We start from the raw sequence: 17,526 nt of genomic DNA, 5'->3' as shown, positions 1-17,526 counted from the left end.
GGCTGAAGAACTGTGACGCACTGTTCCTTGTGGACGATCAACAAGACGGAACAGTTGTCCTCGTGCGGGGGTGTGTCGCAGATGAGTCACCGTGAAGAGCCGCGCAGTGGCCGTGGGTGCTTCGGGGCCGTGGTCGTCGTCCCGTTCCTGGCGCTCACCGGCATGTTCGCACTGATCGCCCTGACGGGGTCGCCGGAGGAAGCCCCTCTGGCGGCCCCGCCGGCCACCAGGCCCACCTCGCAGTGGTGGACCGAGCCGTTCGACGCGCTCACCACCTCCACGATCACCGAAACCGTCGTGGTGCAAGGGCAGGCGCGCGAGCTGAAGGGGGCGCGGCCGGCGACGCGGACGCGGGTGGTGGGCACGACGGTGACCGAGACCGTGCGGGTGCCGGTGTCCTCGTCCAAGCCGTCGGCGGTGGGGCGGAACGAGGAGCCCGATGTGCCCGGGGACGAGGACTCTTCGGTTTCGCCGTCTACTTCGGACAGCTCTCGGCCGGTGGTGACGTCCAGCGTGGTTCCGCCGCCGCCGCCTTCTTCTGCGTCGGTGGTTCCTTCGGAGACGACGGTGCCGTCGTCGGCTCCGGGAAGGGCGCGCCCCGGTTCTACCGCCGACCCCAGCCAGCCGTCCGCCTCAGCGAGCCACCGCAACCAGGCCTGACTAGGGCATGCTGGCCCGTGCGTACGCGTCAGCCCCGCTGAACACGTTCTGCCCGTACTCCACGGAGTTGTTGTAGGCGAGCACGGCGGCCCACCAGCCGGCACCGGTGCCGAGGTCGCGGGCACCGCCGCCGCACAGGTAGCGGGCCGCGGTGAGGGCGGCGTCGTCGATGTTCTGCGGGTCGGCGGGGAGGCCGTCGGGGGCGGCGCGTTTGGCCCAGCGGTTCCAGGTGCCGGGGATGAACTGCATCGGGCCCACCGCGCGGTCCCAGGTGGTGTCGGTGTCCAGGCGGCCGCCGTCGGTGTCGTGGATGGCCTTGACGCCGGGGGAGCCGTCCAGGGGGATGCCGATGATCGGGCGGGAGGGCAGGCCGTTGTCCTGGAGGCGGGCCCCGTTGATGTTGCCGTGGTGGGACTCGATGCGGCCGATGCCCGCGAGGGTGGCCCAGGAGATGCGGCACGCCGGGGCGTCGCGTTGCATCGTCAGGTCCGCGTTGGCGTAGGCGTGCAGGGCGCGGGCCGGGATGTCGGTCTTCGACGCCACGCGGGTGGCCCACTCGGTCAGCGGGCTGTCGCCGGTGGCGGGGTTCGGGGCGACGGCGTTGCCGGGGGCGGCGGCGCCGGGCTCGACCTCCTGGAGGGGGACGAGGAACGGCGGCGGGCCGAGGGGGGCTGCGGAGCGGCGGTTCAGGGCGCCCAGGCCCCACGCTCCTGCTGCCACGACCACGATCAGCAGCAGCACCAGGACGATGCGGCCGAAGATGGCGGCGTTGCGCGAGCGGCTTCGGGGTGCGGACGGCGGGACCACGAGACCCAGGCTACGTGCTCCCGGCAAGCGGGTGGCTGCGTGAACCGTGATGCAAACGGCACTGTCGGCGGCTGGACATACAGGTGAGCCTTACCTAAATTCAGGCCGACCTGATTCACGGAGGCGTCGGATGCTGTTCGCAAATGGCCTGATCGGGCTGCGGGAGGGGCTTGAGGCCGCACTCGTGGTGAGCATCCTGATCGCATTTCTGGTTAAAACGGACAGAAGGTACGCGCTGAAGTGGGTCTGGGTCGGCGTGGTGACCGCACTGGTGCTTTCCGTGACGGCGGGTGCGGTCATCACCTTCGCCGGCGCGAGCATGACCTTTGAGCAGCAGGAAGCGTTCGGCGGGACGATGTCGGTCATCGCGGTCGCGTTCGTCACGGGAATGATCTTCTGGATGCGGCGCGCCGCCAAGACGATCGCGGCCGAGCTGCGCGGCAAAATGGACGAAGCGCTCAACGTCGGACCGCTCGCGGTCGTTGTCGTGTCCTTTTTGTCGGTCGCCCGGGAAGGGCTCGAAACCGCCGTCTTCTTCTATTCCAGCGTGCAGGCCGCGGGTGGGGGAACGACGCAGCCGCTGATCGGGTTCCTCGGCGGGATCGCGGTGGCGGTCGCCATCGCCGCCGGGCTCTACGCGGGGGCCATCCGGTTCGACCTCGGCCGGTTCTTCACCGTCACGGGCGTGCTGCTCGTCTTCGTCGCGGCCGGGGTGCTCAGCTACGGCATCCACGACCTGCAGGAGGCGGCGATCCTGCCGGGGCTCGACACGCTCGCGTTCGACATCAGCGACGTGCTGCCGGAGGACTCCTGGTACGGCGCGTTGCTCAAGGGCTTCTTCAACTACTCGCAGCGGACGTCGGTGCTGCAGGCCGTCGCGTGGGTCTCCTACGTGGCGGTCGTCCTGTCCCTCTTCCTCGTCCGGCCGCGCGCTCGCGCGGCCGCCTGAAACAGATCACTGGAGTTGCCGTGCGGAAGGCAGCAGTCGTCCTGGGCTCACTCGTGGTGCTGGCCGCCTGCGGCAGCACCCCGGAGAACGCCGCGAGCGGCGCCATCGCGGTCGAGGCGAGCGACAGCGCGTGCAAGGTCGCGAAGACCGAGGCGGGGACCGGCAACGTCGCGTTCGAGGTGACGAACAAGGGCACCAAGGTCACCGAGTTCTACCTGTACGCGGAGGGCGACCGCATCCTCGGCGAGGTCGAGAACATCGGCCCCGGCCTCACCCGCAAGCTGATCGTCGAGGTCACCGAGGCCGGCAAGTTCCAGACCGCCTGCAAGCCCGGCATGAAGGGCGACGGCATCCGCGGCGACTTCACCGTCACCGGTGACGCCAAGAAGTCGACCGACGGCGACGCGCTGCTGGCCGAGGCGACGAAGAGCTACCAGCGCTACGTCTCCTCGCAGGCCGACCAGCTGCTCGTGAAGACCGAGGAGTTCGTGGGCGCCGTCAAGGCCAAGAAGGTCGACGAGGCCAAGGCCCTGTACCCGGTGTCGCGGATCTACTGGGAGCGCATCGAACCGGTCGCGGAGAGCTTCGGCGACCTCGACCCGAAGATCGACGGCCGCGAGGACGTGATCGAGGAGGGCATGGCCTTCACCGGCTACCACCGCCTGGAGAAGGACCTGTGGGCGTCCGGGTTGCAGGCCGACTCCGACAGGATCGCCGACCAGCTGCTGGCCGACGTCAAGGAGATCGTGGGCAGGGCCAAGGCCGTCGAGCTCACGCCCGTGCAGCTCGCCAACGGCGCCAAGGAGCTGCTCGACGAGGTCGCCACCGGCAAGATCACCGGTGAGGAGGACCGCTACTCGCACACCGACCTGTGGGACTTCCGGTCCAACGTGGACGGTTCGCAGGCGGCCGTCGCGGCACTGCGACCGGTGGTGCAGCAGCGGGACGCGGCCCTCGTGTCCACGCTGGACGAGAAGTTCAAGGCCCTCGACGAGGCGCTGGAGAAGCACCGCAGGGGCGACGGGTTCGCGCTGTACACCGAGCTCTCCCAGGACGAGGTCAAGGCGCTGGCCGAGGCCGTCGACGCGCTGGGCGAGCCGGTCAGCAGGGTCGCCGAGGTGGTGTCGGCCAAGTGAGCGGGGTGTCACGGCGCAGGGTGCTCGGGTACGCGGGCGCCGGGGTGGCGCTCGCGGGGACCGGTGCGGCGGCCGGCGCGTTCGCCGTCAGGGCGGCGCCGGAGGCCGAGAACGCCGCGGCGGCGCAGGTGCCGTTCCACGGCGACGTCCAGGCGGGCATCACCACGCTCGCGCAGGACCACATGCACTTCGTCGCGCTCGACGTGAAGACGAAGAACCGGGCCGAGCTCGTCGACCTGCTCAAGCAGTGGACGCGGGCCGCGGAACGGATGACCGCGGGCCAGGAGGCCGCCGAGAACGGTGCCGTCGGCGGCAACGCCGACGCCCCGCCCAAGGACACCGGCGAGGCGCTCGGTCTCCCGGCCTCCGCGCTGACGCTGACGATCGGCTTCGGCCCGTCGCTCTTCGACGACCGGTTCGGGCTGGCCGGTCAGCGGCCGGAGGCGTTGATCGACCTGCCGCGGTTCCCGAAGGACGACCTCGACCCGGCTCGCAGCAACGGCGACATCTGCCTCCAGGCCTGCGCGAACGACCCGCAGGTCGCCGTGCACGCCATCCGCAACCTGGTCAGGATCGGCTTCGGCCGGGTCGCGGTGCGCTGGTCGCAGCTCGGGTTCGGCCGCACGTCCTCGACCACGCGGGCGCAGGCCACACCGCGCAACATGTTCGGGTTCAAGGACGGCACCCGCAACATCAAGGCAGAGGACACCGACCTGCTGCGCGACCACGTGTGGGTCGCGGAAGGCCCCGAGTGGATCCGCGGCGGCACCTACCTGGTGACCCGCCGGATCCGCATGCACGTCGAGATCTGGGACCGCACCTCGCTGAACGAGCAGGAGCAGATCGTCGGCCGCTCCAAGGGCGAGGGCGCCCCGCTCGGGCAGGCCCGGGAGTTCGACGAGCCGGACCTGCACGTCAAGGGCGCGGGCGGGGTGCCGCGGATCGGCGAGCTTCGCCCACGTCCGGCTCGCGTCGCCGGAGTCGTTGAACGGCGCCAGGATACTGCGCCGCGGCTACAACTTCACCGACGGCTCCGACGGGCTCGGGCACCTCGACGCCGGCCTGTTCTTCGTGGCGTTCAACCGGGACTCCCGTACGGCGTTCGTGCCGATGCAGCAGGCGCTGTCCACAAAGGACAAGATGATGGAGTACCTGGAGCACACCGGTTCCGGGCACTTCGCCGTGCCCCGCGGCGTGCAGCCGGGCGGCTACTGGGGTGAGGCGCTGTTCCGGTAGGCGGTGCTCAGCCCGGCCGGCCGCCGCCCAGCGCCAGCCTGGCCTTCACCTCGCCGAGCGCCTCCTGGTACTCCGGCGACGGGTTCATCGCGACCGCCATCCGCAGCTGCGCCAGCGCCTCGGTGAGCCGCTGCTGCCGTTGCAGCGTCTTGCCGAGCGCGAACCGGGCGTAGTGGTCGCTCGGGTCGAGGTCGAGGACCTTGCGGAACGCCTCCTCCGCCCGCCGCAGCTGCGCGGTCCCGAGGTAGGCGCGGCCGGCGAGCAGCTGCACGGACGGCGCGTCCGGGGCCTCGTCCAGCACCTGCCGCAGTTCGCGCAGCGCGTCCAACGGCCGCTGCTGGCCCAGCAACGCCTCCGCCCTGCGGAAAGCTTCGAAGGTGCCGTCCGTCATTCGATCAACGGTACCCACCGCGGGCGGGTTCTTCGACTGCCGTCCGGGCGACAGAACTCGAAAGGGGAGGTCGCGGGGCGTCGAACCCGCTGCGCGAGCAGGACACCTCAGTCCGATTCGGACGTGGCGGCACCGGCCGGCAGGCTCGCTGCCATCCTGCGCACCGCCGTCGTGAGGATCTCCGGCGAGGTCGCGAGGTTCAGCCGCACGAACCCCGCCCCGCCGGTGCCGAACGGGACGCCGCAGTTCACCGCCACCCGCCCGCGGCGCAGGAACTCCCCGGCCGGCCGGTCGCCGAGCCCCAGCCCGCGGCAGTCGAGCCACGCCAGGTACGTGCCGGGCGCCGGTTCGTAGCGCACCCCCGGCAGCTCCTCGGCCAGCAGCGCGGCCAGCACCCGGCGGTTCTCGGTGAGGCCCGCCAGCACCGCGTCCAGCCAGTCGCCGCCGTCCCGGTACGCCGCGGTGTGCGCGAGGACGCCGACGTGGCTGGGCCCGTGGCCGACCTCCTCCGGCAACCGCGCGAGGTCACCGGCCGCCTCCGGGCCCGCGATGGCCAGCGCCGCCTTGAGCCCGGCCAGGTTCCACGCCTTCGACGCCGACATCAGCGACAGCGCGTTGCCCGACACGCTCAGGTACGGCACGAACCGCACACCGGGAGCCACGAGCGGCGCGTGGATCTCGTCCACGACCACCCGCACGCCGTGCCGTCCGGCCAGGTCCGTGACGGCGGCCAGCTCGTCGGCGGTGTGGACGGTCCCGGTCGGGTTGTGCGGGCTGCACAGCAGGTACGCCGCACCCCGTCCGGCCCGGTCGAAGGCCTCCTCCAGCACGACGAGGTCGATCCGCCCCGCCGGGTCCAGCGGCGCCTCGACCACGCGCCGCCCCATCGACGTGACGAACTGGTAGAAGGGCGGGTAGACCGGGCAGTTGACCACGACCGGCGCGTCCGGTGCCGACACGAGCCGGAGCATCTCGACGACGCCCATCATCACGTCGGGGACGATCGCGGTGCGGTCGACGGCCGGCTCCCAGTCCCAGCGCTCGCGCGCGAACCCGGCCAGCGCCTCGGCGTAGGCGCTGCCCTCGGGGTAGCCGGTGTCGCCCAGCGCCACCGCGTCGGTGACCGCCCGCGCGACCGGCTCGGCCAGCAGGACGTCCATCTCGGCCACCCACACCGGCAGCACGTCGGGCGGGTAGTGCCGCCACTTCATGCTGGTCCGCTGCCGCAACTGGTCGAGGGTGAGCTCGCGCAACGGGTTCATGCCGCAAAGCTAGGAGAGATCGCGCAGGAGGTGTTTGCTTTCTTTGCTGCATGAGCGCTGAGGACAGGCCAGGATGTGCGAATGGACGCCGTGGACCGCAAGATCCTTGCCGAGCTGCAGCGCGACGGCCGCATGACCGTCACCGACCTCGCCCACCGCGTGCAGCTCAGCGTCTCCCGCTGCCAGCGCCGGCTGCGCGAGCTGGAGCACCGGGGCGTGATCCGCGGCTACCGCGCCGTGGTGGACGCGGCGGCGATCGGCTTCGGCTTCGAGGCGCTGGTGTTCGCGAAGGTGCGGCTGGAGTCGCTGGACGACTTCGACGACGCGCTCGCCGGGGTGCCGAACGTCGTGGAGGCGCAGCGGTTGTTCGGCAGCCCCGACTACCTGCTGCGGGTGGTCACCGCCGACCTCGCCGACTACCAGCGGTTGTACGAGGGCACGCTGGCCCGTTTGCCCGGTGTGCGCGGGCTGACGTCGACCATTGTGATGAAGCAGGTGGTCGAACCGCGCCCGTTGCCGTGAGCCGGGAAGCGGGGAATGCGCGGGGGCGTTGTGCCGTTGCATGAGCCTGCGCTTCTCACTGATGGGTCCAGTACGAGCCTGGCGAGGGGACGAGGAGGTCGACCTCGGCCCGCGGCAGCAGCGGGCCGTGCTGGCGGCGCTGCTGCTGAACAACGGCATCCGGTTGAGCAACGACCAGCTGATCGGGATGGTCTGGGACGACCCGACGCCGAGCGCGCTGACGGCGTTGCGCACGTACACGTACAAGATCCGCAAGGCCCTGCCGGAGCTGGACCTGAGGTCGAAGGACGGCGGCTACACCGTGCGCGCCGAGCTCGTCGACGACTGCCGCGGGGAACCGCTGGAAGGCCTGACCGGCACGTACTTCGAGGCGCAGCGGGTCAGGCTCGCGCAGGAGCGGCTCAAGGCCCGTGAGGACTGGCTCGAACGCGAGCTCGACGTGCTGGAGCTGCAGAAGCACGTGGCCGCGAACCCGTTGCGGGAACGCCCGCGTGCGCTGCTGATGCACGCCCTCTACCGCGACGGCCGGCAAGCCGAGGCGCTGGACCACTACCACCAGGCGCGCGCACTGCTGAACGACGAGCTGGGGCTCGAACCCGGTCCCGAGCTGCGCAAGGTCCACGCCCAGATCCTCACCGGCGACCTGCACCTGCCGCGCAAGCCCGAGCAGCTGCCCCCCGACCTGCCCGACTTCACCGGGCGGGCCCAGGAGATCGCGCAGGCGCTGCGGGTCCTGCCCGGCACGGTCGGCATCACCGGCATGCACGGCAGCGGCAAGACCGCGCTGGCCGTGCGGATCGGCCACCTGGTGAGGCACCGGTTCCCCGACGGGCAGATCGTCGTGCGCGGCAAGGACGTCGCGACCGAGCTGCTGCGCGCGGTCGGCGTCGAGAACCCGGCAGGCGACCGGGCCGCGCTGTGGCGGGAGAAGGCGCGCGGCAAGCGGTTCCTGGTCGTCGTCGACGACGTCACCGACGCGGCGTCCGTGCGCGACCTGCACACCCCGGGTTCCGCGCTCGTCCTGACGAGCGTGCGCAGGCTGAACGAGCTGCCCGCCGTCACGTGGGTCAGGACCGCTGGCCTCACCGAGACCGAGGCGCACGAGTTCTTCCGCAAGGTCCTCGACCCGCGGCGGATCGACGCCGAACCGGAGCGCGCGGCCGAGGTGCTGGCCCGCGTCTCGCACCTGCCGAACCCGATCAGGGTGCTCGGCGGCAAGCTGTCCTCCCGGCCGCAGTGGACCGTCGAGATGCTGCAGCTGCAAATGGAGCGGGAGAGCAGGCTCGGCACCGCCGTCCCGTCCGACTGCCGGGCCGTGCTGGCGCCGCTGGACAAGGCCGCGCTGCAGCTCACCGACGAGGAACGCCACCTGCTGCGCCTGCTGGCCCGCCAGGACCGGGACGTGGTCACCGTGTGCGAGGCGGCCGAGCTCTACGGCGGTGACGTGGCGTGCATCGAGATGCTGCTGGAGTCGCTCGCCGACGTGCACCTGATCGAACCGGTGGTGCTCGGCTGCTACCGGCTGCCGCGGTTCGTGCAGCTGTACTTCGGACTCCGCACACCCGTCCTGACCAGCTGATTCATCCGAAATTCACGGCTCGACCATCCGGCTGCGCCAAATTTGTGGACATGTCAACCAAGGAACTCGCAGGCAAGAAGGCACTCGTCACCGGAGCCACCTCGGGCATCGGCCGCGCGATCGCGGTCAGGCTCGCAGAGGCGGGTGCCACCGTCTACCTCACCGGCCGCCGCGCCGAGCTGGGCAAGGAGACCGTCGAGCTGGTCGAGAAGGCCGGCGGCACCGCGCACTTCATCGTCTCCGACGTCGGCGACCTCGACGACGTCCGCAAGCTCGCCCAGGAGGTCGGCGAGGTCGACGTCCTGGTCAACAACGCGGGCATCTTCCCGTTCTCCTCGACCCCCGAGCAGTCGGTGAAGACCTACGAGCAGGTGTTCGACGTGAACGTGCGCGGCACCTACTTCCTCACGGCCGCACTCGCCCCGGCGATGGTCGCGAAGAAGAAGGGCGCGATCATCAACATCTCGTCCATCGGCGCTGCTGCCGGCAACGCGGTCACGAGCGTGTACAGCGCCTCCAAGGCCGCGGTGGACGCGTTCACCCGCTCGTGGGCCGTCGAGTTCGGCGGGCACGGCGTCCGCGTCAACTCGGTGGCACCCGGCCCGGTCCGCACCGACGCCGCGGTCGTGCAGGCCGGTGAGGTGTTCGAGGAGTTCAGCGCGCAGCTGCCGCTGGGCCGCGTCGGCGAGCCGGAGGAGATCGCCGACACCGTGCTGTTCCTCGCGTCGGACCGGTCCAGCTTCGTGACCGGCGTGGTCCTCGCGGCCGACGGCGGCTACCTCGCGAGCTGAGCGAGCACGGGGGACAGGGACGAGGGCGACTCGACGTGCACGTTGTGGCCCGCGCCGGTGAACACCACCGGCTCGGGCACCAGCTCCTCCAGGTGCTCCCGGGGGCTCATCGGGTCGTTCTCCCCCGCCGCCAGCACCACGTGCGCCTGCGCGGCCATGACCAGCCCGGCCATGTCCGGGCGGCCGACGCCGAACGCGCGCATGTCCAGCGCGGGCGCCCAGCCGCCGTCCACCTCGGTCACGCCGTGCCGCAGCGGCACGCCGGCCATCTTCGCGGCGCGGTCGGCGGCCTCCGCCTCGGTGCCGAAGACCTTGGCGGGCTTGGCGGCGAGCGCGGCGGCCTTGGCCAGCTCCTCGTCGGTCCACCGCACCTTGACCCCGACGCCGACCGCGGTCGTGACCTCGACCCCGAACCAGCCGCTCGCCAGCGCCAGGCCGACCACACCGCCCAGCGAGTGGCCGATGACCGTGACGGGCTCGCGAGGGATCACGGTCGCGACGGCGGCCGCGAGAGAGCCGAACGAGTACCGGTCGAGGGGCGCGCTCCTGCCGTGACCGGGCAGGTCCGGCACGAGCCAGCTGCCGTGCCAGTCCGCGACGACCTGCTCCCAGACCTCACCGGTGGCACCGAGGCCGTGCAGCAGCACCAGCAGCGGTCCGTTCCCGCCACGTTCGACATGGAGCACGTCAGAATCCTGTTCTATGCGTACCGATGCCGAGCTGATCCTCGACCCGGACACATATACCTCCGGTGTCCCGCACGACGCACTCACCCGGCTGCGCGAAAAGAACGTGGTGCGCATCGACGACTTCTGGGCGGTGTTCCGGTACGACGACGTCAAGACGGTGCTGCGCTCGCCCGGCGTCTTCTCCTCGCACCGCGGCGCCACGCAGATCCGCGACCCGCGGCCGGACGACCTCGCCTACGTCCAGCGGATGATGCTCAACCAGGACCCGCCGGAGCACTCGCGGTTGCGGCGCATGCTGACCGGGGCGTTCACCCCGCGTGCGGTCGCGCGGCTGGAGGAGGGCATCCGGGAGAACGCCCGCCGCATCGTCGCCGAGCCGTCCGGTGACTTCGCCGCCGACGTCGCCGACCTGCCGCTGCTGACGCTCGCCGACGTCTTCGGCGTCCCGCGCCAGGACCGCGCGCTGCTCTACGACTGGAGCAACCGCGTGATCGGCTTCCAGGACGCCGAGTACGCCCTGTCCTCCAGCGACACGACCGGGATGACGGACATGGCGCTGGCGGCGCTGGAGCTGCGTCCCGACGACGGCCGTGACCCGCGCGCACGCAACGGCATGCCCGACCTCTACGCCTACGCGCACGCGTTGGGCGAGCACAAGCGTGCGCACCCGTCGGACGACGTGATCAGCAACCTCATGCGCGAGGACCTGTCGATCGAGGAGTTCGAGAACCTGTTCTGGCTGTTCTCCGTGGCGGGCAACGAGACCCTGCGCAACGGCATCCCGGGCGGCCTGATCGCCCTGCTGGAGCACCCCGGCCAGTACGACCGGCTGCGCGCCGACCGGTCGCTGCTCGGCACGGCGGTCGAGGAGGTGCTGCGGTGGTGGACGCCGGTGATGCACTTCCGCCGCACGGCCGTCCGCGACACGTCGCTGTCGGGCGTGGAGATCAGGGCGGGGGACAAGGTCGTCGTGTGGTTCTCGGCGGCCAACCGGGACGAGCGCGTGTTCACCGACCCCGGCCGGTTCGACGTGGGCCGCCGCGAGGCCGACCACCTGAGCTTCGGCCACGGCCCGCACTTCTGCCTCGGCGCGCAGCTGGCCCGCACCCAGCTGCGCGCGGTCTTCGAGGCGGTTCTGGACCTGCCCGGCCGGCTGCGGCTCGACGGCGAGGTCGTCCGGCTGCGGTCGAACTTCCAGAACGGCGTCAAGCACCTGCCGGTGTCGCTGTCGTAGCCGTGTACGGCACCGGGGCGCGTCTGGCACGATTCAGTAGACCGGCTCCGGCGGCCCGCTGTGATCTGACGGTGTCGAGCCCCGGTCGGTCACCTGGCCCAAGTAGGCTCGTCGCGAGACGAGACGCAGGAGAAACAGGGAGCGCAAGTGGCGGTCATCGAGCAGGTCGGAGCACGCGAGATCCTGGACTCGCGCGGCAACCCCACCGTCGAGGTCGAGGTGGCGCTGGACGACGGCACGCTGGAGCGCGCAGCCGTTCCGTCGGGTGCCTCGACCGGTGAGCACGAAGCGGTGGAGCTGCGCGACGGCGACGCCAAGCGGTACCTGGGCAAGGGCGTCGAGCGTGCGGTGACCGCGGTGCTCGACGAGATCGGCCCCGAGCTGGTCGGCATCGAGGCCGTCGAGCAGCGCGTCGTGGACCAGAAGCTCGTCGACCTGGACGGCACCCCGGACAAGGGCCGCCTGGGCGCCAACGCGATCCTGGGCGTGTCCCTCGCGGTCGCGAAGGCGGCGGCGACGAGCTCCGGCCTGGAGCTGTTCCGCTACATCGGCGGACCGAACGCGCACGTGCTGCCGGTCCCGATGCTGAACATCCTCAACGGTGGCTCGCACGCCGACACCGACGTGGACATCCAGGAGTTCATGATCGCGCCGATCGGCGCGGAGACGTTCCGCGAGGGCCTGCGCTGGGGCGCCGAGGTCTACCACGCGCTGAAGTCCGTGCTGAAGAGCAAGGGCCTCGCCACCGGCCTGGGCGACGAGGGCGGCTTCGCCCCCAGCCTCGGCAGCAACCGCGACGCGCTCGACCTGATCCTCGAAGCCATCGAGAAGGCCGGCTACCGCGCCGGCCGCGACATCGCGCTCGCGCTCGACGTGGCCGCCACGGAGTTCTTCTCCGACGGCGCCTACACGTTCGAGAAGAACAAGCGCTCCGCCGAGCAGATGATCGGCTACTACTCCGAGCTGGTCCGCGACTACCCGATGGTCTCCATCGAGGACCCGCTGTCCGAGGACGACTGGGACGGCTGGGTGCAGATGACCGCCGAGCTGGGCGAGAAGGTCCAGATCGTCGGCGACGACCTGTTCGTCACCAACCCGGAGCGCCTGGAGGAGGGCATCTCCCGCCGCGCCGCCAACGCGCTGCTGGTGAAGGTCAACCAGATCGGCACGCTGTCCGAGACGCTGGACGCGGTCTCGCTGGCCACCTCCTACGGCTACAAGTCGATGATGTCGCACCGCTCGGGCGAGACCGAGGACACGACCATCGCCGACCTCGCCGTCGCGACCGGTGCCGGCCAGATCAAGACCGGTGCCCCCGCCCGCGGTGAGCGCACCGCGAAGTACAACCAGCTGCTGCGCATCGAGGAGAGCCTCGGCGACGCCGCGCGGTACGCGGGCGAGCTGGCGTTCCCCCGGTACACGCCGGAGGGCTGACGCATGGCTGAGCGCGCGCGCCGACCACGCCGCCCCCGTGCCGAACGGGAGGCGCGGCCCACCCGCGCGCGCAAGCCACCCCGTCCGAAGGGCCCCGCCCGCCGTTCCGACGGCACGGGCGGGGCCTTCGGGATGACCGGCACGCGGCGGGCCGCGATGTTCGCGATGGTGCTGTGCGCACTGGCGTTGAGCATCGCGGTCCCGCTGCGGACCTACCTGTCCCAGCGCGACGAGCTGCGCGACGCGAACGCGGAGTCCGACAAGCTGCGCGACCAGGTCGCCGCGCTGGAGCACCGCAAGGCGCAGCTGAACGACCCGGCGTTCGTGGAGATCGAGGCGCGCAAGCGGCTGCACTGGGTGCGGCCGGGCGAGACGCCGTACATCGTGCAGCTGCCGGGCGACGAGAACCGCAACACTGAATCGGAGCGTCCGTCGGGCAAGCCGTCGGCGAACCAGTCTTGGTACGAGGAACTTTGGCAATCGGTGACGCACAAGTAACTGCTGCTGACCTGGAAGTGGTCGCGAAGCAGCTGGGCCGGACGCCGCGCGGAACCCGCGCGATCGCGTCGCGGTGCCCCTCGGGACACCCGAACGTCGTGCAGACGCACCCGCGCCTGCCGGACGGGACGCCGTTCCCGACGATGTTCTACCTGACCTGCCCGAAGCTGAACTCCCTGGTCAGCACGCTGGAGGGCAACGGGCTGATGAGGGAGCAGACCGACCGGCTCGCGGAGGACCCCGAACTCGCCGCCGCCTATCAGCGCGCGCACGAGTCGTACCTCGCGGAGCGGGACGCCCTCGAACCGCTGGGCACCCAGGTCACCGCGGGCGGCATGCCCACGAGGGTCAAGTGCCTGCACGTGCACGTGGCCCACTCGCTGGCGAAGGGCCCCGGCGTCAACCCGTTCGGCGACGAGGCGCTGGCGGTCCTGCGCGAGCAGGCCCTGTGGCCGGTCGGTGACTGCGCGGCCGGTTAACGGTCAACGGAACCGAACAGGCGCTTCACTCCGTCTTGGGTACACCTGGGCTCGCGAGTGAGGCAGGCTGGGACCAGGGCAGCGAGGGGGCGCACGCCGTAACTGTCGGACGGCGCGCCGCGATGACGCACGAGAGGTGAGTATTCGTGGCAATGGCCAAACTGCGCGGTCCCGCGGCCCTGTCAGCCCGTCACAAGGGCTTCGCCGTGGCCGCACTGGCTGCCATGCTCGCGCCGGCGCTGATCGTGGGCACCAGGCTGGTCGACTGGGTCAACCTCTCCAAGCACACCGACATCGCGGTCTCCCTGGGCCCTGCCGACGTCTTCGGCGCCCTGCGGCGCGACCCGTCCGAGCTGGGCGCGACCGGCCGCCTGCCATTGTCCGACGAGCTCAGCGCCGCGCTGCTGCTCGACCTGGAGGACGGCGACCTCGACGACCTCGACAACGACCCCGGCGTCATCGAGGACTTCCCCGGCGACCACGGCATCCCCGGCGTCGTGCTGGAGGCGTACCTGCGCGCCGAGGACAAGATGGCCACCATGGTCCCCGGCTGCAACCTCGACTGGGCCCTGCTCGCGGGCATCGGCAAGGTCGAGTCGAACCACGCCAACAACGGCCGCGTCAACGCCATCGGCGACGCCACCCCGAAGATCCTCGGCCCGGTCCTCAACGGCGCCCCCGGCATGGCCGCCATCCGCGACACCGACGGGGGCCGCCTCGACGGCGACGCCACCTGGGACCGCGCCGTCGGCCCCATGCAGTTCATCCCCGGCACCTGGGCGGGCTACAGCGCCGACGGCAACGACGACGGCGTCATCAACCCGAACAACGTCTACGACGCCGCCCTCGGCGCCGGCCGCTACCTCTGCGCGGGCGGCGGCGACCTGTCCCAGCCCTCCGCCCGCTCGGCCGCGATCTTCCGCTACAACAACTCGAACTCCTACGTCCGCACGGTCCTGCAGTGGGCCAAGCAGTACACCGACAACGTCGACACGCTGCCCCTGCTCCCCGACACCGGCAACAACGTGCAGAACCCGACGCCGGGCAACCCCGGTGACCCCGGCAACTCCGGGAACCCGGGCAACCCCACCACGTCGACCCCGCCGCCGTCGTCGTCCTCGAACCCGTCGACCCCGCCGTCGTCGTCGAACCCGTGCACGCCGCCGCCGACGACGACCTCTTCTTCCGCGCCCTCGTCGTCCACGCCGCCGTCCTCCTCGTCCGCGCCGTCGTGCCCGCCGTCCTCCTCGACGCCGCCGTCGTCCTCCTCGTCCACCCCGCCCTCGTCCTCGAACCCGCCCGCCCAGGAGCCGTCGACCCCGCCGGCCGGGTCGTCGAGCCAGTCGCAGGGGACGACCACGCGGGTGGAGCCGACGACGACCGCCGAGCCGACCACCGCGGTGACGACGACGGCAGCGGCCAGCAGTGTCGTGCCGACCACGGGGGCGAGCGGTCCGGTCATGAGCACGACGACCTGATCCGTTGTCCGCTCGGCCCTCGTGCTGCGCGCCCGGAGCGGGACTGACCTTCGTCACACCGCGATCCGCCCTGCACCGCCCGTGTCCCTTGGCAAGGTGTGACCGTGCGCCCTGACTACCCGATCAAGACCGACCGCCTCCTCCTGCGCCCCTTCACCCCGGCGGACCTCGACGACTACGCGGCTTACCGCACCGATCCCGAGGTCAACCGCTACCTCCTCACCGTGGTGACCGACCGCGCCGGGACCTCCGAGCTGCTCGCCAGGAAGGCCGCCCAGACCGAGCTGACCGGCGACGGCCAGGGGCTCTCCCTCGCCGTGCACTGGCCGGAGGCGGGGCGGGTGGTCGGCGACGTCGTCCTCAAGTGGCTGAGCGAGGAGCACCGGCAGGGCGAGATCGGGTACGTCTTCAACCCCGAGTTCCAGGGCAGGGGACTCGCGGGCGAGGCGGCGGGGGCGTTGCTGCGGTTCGGGTTCGAGGAGCTCGGGCTGCACCGGGTCATCGCCAGGGCCGCCCCGGGCAACGAGGCGTCGTGGCGGGTGATGGAACGGCTCGGGATGCGCAGGGAGGCCCACTACCGGCAGAACAGGGTGGTCAAGGGGGAGTGGGCCGACCTCTGCACCTACGCGGTGCTCGCACAGGAGTGGCGGGCACGCCGCTGACACCGGAAAACCAGGAGGCACCGCCGGTGTTCCTTGGCAAGGTGTGACCGTGCGCCCTGACTACCCGATCAAGACCGACCGCCTCCTCCTGCGCCCCTTCACCCCCGCAGACCTCGACGACGTCCACGCCTACCGCCGCCTGCCCGAGGTCGCCCGCTACCTCTACGACGAGGCACTGACCCGCGACGAGACCGCGGAGAAGCTGCTCAGGTGGTCGGCCATGGACGAGCTCACCGGGGACGGCCAGTCGCTCGCCCTCGCCGCCGTGCTCGACGGCACGGTCATCGGCGAGGTCGACATCAAGTGGCTGAGCCGGGAGCACGCGCAGGGGGAGCTGGGGTACATCTTCAACCCCGAGTTCCAGGGCAGGGGGTACGCGCGGGAGGCGGCCGAGCAGATGCTCCACCTCGCCTTCGAGCAGGTGCGGCTGCACCGGGTGATCGCGCAGTGCGACCCGCGCAACGAGCCGTCGTGGCGGTTGATGGAACGGCTCGGGATGCGCAGGGAGGCGCACTTCCGGCAGAACGAGGTCTTCAAGGGCGAGTGGGGTGACCTCTTCGTCTACGCCATGCTTGCCGAAGAACACCGAAACGAGGAGTGAGCCATGGCGCGGGTTGCCGCTGTCGACTGCGGGACCAACTCGATCCGGCTGCTGGTCGCTGACGTGACCACGCGGGACGACGGCACGGTGTGGCTGCGGGACGTGCACCGCGAGATGCAGGTCGTCCGGCTCGGGCAGGGGGTCGACGCCACGGGGCGGCTGCACCCCGACGCGATCAAGCGCACGAAGGACGCCCTGCTGGACTACGCGCGCACGATGCAGCGCAAGGGCGTGGAGCGCGTGCGGATGGTGGCCACGAGCGCCACGCGGGACGCGAGCAACCGGGACGACTTCTTCGGCATGACCGAGGAGGTGCTCGGGGCGCCGGCGGAGGTGATCTCCGGGGACGAGGAGGCGCGGCTGTCCTACCTCGGCGCGGTCGCCGACCTAGACCCGGACGGGGGACCCTTCCTCGTCACCGATCTGGGTGGTGGCAGCACCGAGTTCGTCCTCGGCAGCGGTGCGGAGGTCGAGGCGGCGCGGTCGATGGACATCGGTTGCGTGCGGCTGACCGAGCGGTTCCTCCACTCCGACCCGCCCGAGAAGGGCGAGGTCGACAAGGCGGAAGCGTTTGCGCGCGAGCAGGTCCAATTGGCCTTCGAAACAGTTCCGGTCGAGAAGACGCGCACGTGGATCGGCGTTGCCGGAACGGTCACGACGTTGTCCGCCCTGGTCCAGGGGTTGGCGGTGTACAACAGCGACGAAATCCACCTCTCCCGCATCACACTTGACAATGTTCGTGAAATCACTGACAGTGTTCTCTCCATGACGCATGATGAACGGGCCGGGTTGGGACCCATGCATCCCGGCCGGGTGGACGTCATCTGCGGTGGAGCGATCGTTCTGCGCGCGATTGCCGAGGAGCTGCACAATCGCGCGGGAACTGACGTGCTCGTTTGCAGCGAGCACGACATCCTCGACGGCATCGCGTTTTCGCTGGTCCAGCGCTGAATTAAGGTCGACTTGAGACGATCGTGACGAGTTTGTGACCGGTTTCAGTGCGCGTACTCCTGGACACCCCGGTTAACGTCCTCTCACGTTTTGGGAGGTGGACGAGACCTCCCGGGGAGGCGTGCGCCCGCACCACTTGCGGCGCCGCCGGGAATAGGCGGGAGAGA

General features: G+C 70.9%; 18 protein-coding genes and 1 pseudogene. 15 read left to right on the top strand and 4 right to left on the bottom strand.

Annotation, left to right across the window (positions count from 1 at the left end; genetic code table 11):
- Positions 1–27: 27 nt before the first annotated feature.
- The gene (locus ACVDFE_RS02405; protein ID WP_458429436.1) at positions 28–660 is read left to right on the top strand and encodes a hypothetical protein; all 633 of its coding nucleotides are present in this window, start codon (positions 28–30) and stop codon (positions 658–660) included.
- On the opposite strand, the gene ACVDFE_RS02400 is transcribed toward ACVDFE_RS02405, so the two are convergent.
- Positions 661–1,467: a hypothetical protein gene (locus ACVDFE_RS02400; RefSeq protein WP_458429435.1), complete on the bottom strand. Its 807-nt coding sequence runs from the start codon at positions 1,465–1,467 to the stop codon at positions 661–663.
- Positions 1,468–1,597: 130 nt separating this feature from the next.
- On the opposite strand from ACVDFE_RS02400, the gene efeU reads away from it, so the two are divergent.
- From efeU to efeB, 3 genes and pseudogenes are all read left to right on the top strand, one after another.
- Complete coding sequence (gene efeU, locus ACVDFE_RS02395) at positions 1,598–2,416, top strand: iron uptake transporter permease EfeU (protein ID WP_360385884.1); 819 nt, start codon at positions 1,598–1,600, stop codon at positions 2,414–2,416.
- 20 nt (positions 2,417–2,436) lie between these two features.
- Entirely contained in the window at positions 2,437–3,552 is a 1,116-nt protein-coding gene (efeO, locus tag ACVDFE_RS02390; protein ID WP_360385886.1) for an iron uptake system protein EfeO, read from the top strand.
- Positions 3,549–4,788 (top strand): annotated as a pseudogene (gene efeB / locus ACVDFE_RS02385) (iron uptake transporter deferrochelatase/peroxidase subunit). The gene efeO and the pseudogene efeB overlap by 4 nt, the downstream one beginning before the upstream one ends.
- A 7-nt stretch (positions 4,789–4,795) precedes the next feature.
- Here the strand turns inward: efeB and ACVDFE_RS02380 are convergent.
- The gene (locus tag ACVDFE_RS02380; RefSeq protein WP_360385890.1) at positions 4,796–5,179 is read right to left on the bottom strand and encodes a tetratricopeptide repeat protein; all 384 of its coding nucleotides are present in this window, start codon (positions 5,177–5,179) and stop codon (positions 4,796–4,798) included.
- A 107-nt stretch (positions 5,180–5,286) separates the two neighbouring features.
- A complete protein-coding gene (locus ACVDFE_RS02375; RefSeq protein ID WP_458429434.1) occupies positions 5,287–6,441 on the bottom strand; it encodes a MalY/PatB family protein in 1,155 nt (384 codons plus the stop codon).
- 81 nt (positions 6,442–6,522) lie between these two features.
- On the opposite strand from ACVDFE_RS02375, the gene ACVDFE_RS02370 reads away from it, so the two are divergent.
- The 3 genes from ACVDFE_RS02370 (at position 6,523) to ACVDFE_RS02360 (ending at position 9,333) form a co-directional block, all read left to right on the top strand.
- Complete coding sequence (locus tag ACVDFE_RS02370; protein WP_360385894.1) at positions 6,523–6,963, top strand: Lrp/AsnC family transcriptional regulator; 441 nt, start codon at positions 6,523–6,525, stop codon at positions 6,961–6,963.
- 61 nt (positions 6,964–7,024) lie between these two features.
- The gene (locus ACVDFE_RS02365; RefSeq protein WP_458429433.1) at positions 7,025–8,542 is read left to right on the top strand and encodes a BTAD domain-containing putative transcriptional regulator; all 1,518 of its coding nucleotides are present in this window, start codon (positions 7,025–7,027) and stop codon (positions 8,540–8,542) included.
- Between the two features lie 50 nt (positions 8,543–8,592).
- Entirely contained in the window at positions 8,593–9,333 is a 741-nt protein-coding gene (locus tag ACVDFE_RS02360; RefSeq protein ID WP_458429432.1) for an SDR family NAD(P)-dependent oxidoreductase, read from the top strand.
- Here the strand turns inward: ACVDFE_RS02360 and ACVDFE_RS02355 are convergent.
- Positions 9,318–10,019 (bottom strand): alpha/beta fold hydrolase, encoded by a 702-nt coding sequence (locus tag ACVDFE_RS02355; RefSeq protein ID WP_360385900.1) that lies wholly within the window; start codon positions 10,017–10,019, stop codon positions 9,318–9,320. The genes ACVDFE_RS02360 and ACVDFE_RS02355 overlap by 16 nt on opposite strands.
- 16 nt (positions 10,020–10,035) lie before the next feature.
- Between ACVDFE_RS02355 and ACVDFE_RS02350 the strand changes: the two genes are divergently transcribed.
- The 8 genes from ACVDFE_RS02350 to ACVDFE_RS02315 all read left to right on the top strand — a co-directional run bounded on the left by ACVDFE_RS02350 (position 10,036) and on the right by ACVDFE_RS02315 (position 17,359).
- Entirely contained in the window at positions 10,036–11,256 is a 1,221-nt protein-coding gene (locus tag ACVDFE_RS02350) for a cytochrome P450 (protein WP_360385902.1), read from the top strand.
- A gap of 147 nt (positions 11,257–11,403) precedes the next feature.
- Entirely contained in the window at positions 11,404–12,690 is a 1,287-nt protein-coding gene (gene eno, locus ACVDFE_RS02345) for a phosphopyruvate hydratase (protein ID WP_360385904.1), read from the top strand.
- 3 nt (positions 12,691–12,693) lie between these two features.
- A complete protein-coding gene (locus ACVDFE_RS02340; protein ID WP_360385906.1) occupies positions 12,694–13,188 on the top strand; it encodes an FtsB family cell division protein in 495 nt (164 codons plus the stop codon).
- Complete coding sequence (locus tag ACVDFE_RS02335) at positions 13,164–13,667, top strand: DUF501 domain-containing protein (RefSeq protein ID WP_458429431.1); 504 nt, start codon at positions 13,164–13,166, stop codon at positions 13,665–13,667. Before ACVDFE_RS02340 ends, ACVDFE_RS02335 begins: the two co-directional genes overlap by 25 nt.
- Before the next feature lie 152 nt (positions 13,668–13,819).
- Positions 13,820–15,145 (top strand): lytic transglycosylase domain-containing protein, encoded by a 1,326-nt coding sequence (locus ACVDFE_RS02330; protein WP_458434250.1) that lies wholly within the window; start codon positions 13,820–13,822, stop codon positions 15,143–15,145.
- 104 nt (positions 15,146–15,249) lie between these two features.
- Complete coding sequence (locus ACVDFE_RS02325; RefSeq protein ID WP_458429430.1) at positions 15,250–15,807, top strand: GNAT family N-acetyltransferase; 558 nt, start codon at positions 15,250–15,252, stop codon at positions 15,805–15,807.
- A gap of 49 nt (positions 15,808–15,856) precedes the next feature.
- The gene (locus tag ACVDFE_RS02320; protein WP_360385914.1) at positions 15,857–16,408 is read left to right on the top strand and encodes a GNAT family N-acetyltransferase; all 552 of its coding nucleotides are present in this window, start codon (positions 15,857–15,859) and stop codon (positions 16,406–16,408) included.
- A 3-nt stretch (positions 16,409–16,411) separates the two neighbouring features.
- On the top strand, positions 16,412–17,359 hold the full coding sequence (locus ACVDFE_RS02315) for a Ppx/GppA phosphatase family protein (RefSeq protein ID WP_458429429.1): 948 nt from the start codon (positions 16,412–16,414) through the stop codon (positions 17,357–17,359).
- Positions 17,360–17,526: the final 167 nt, after the last annotated feature.

The sequence above is a fragment of the Lentzea chajnantorensis genome (genome assembly GCF_054300775.1).
This window is presented reverse-complemented; position numbering and strand designations above follow the sequence as displayed.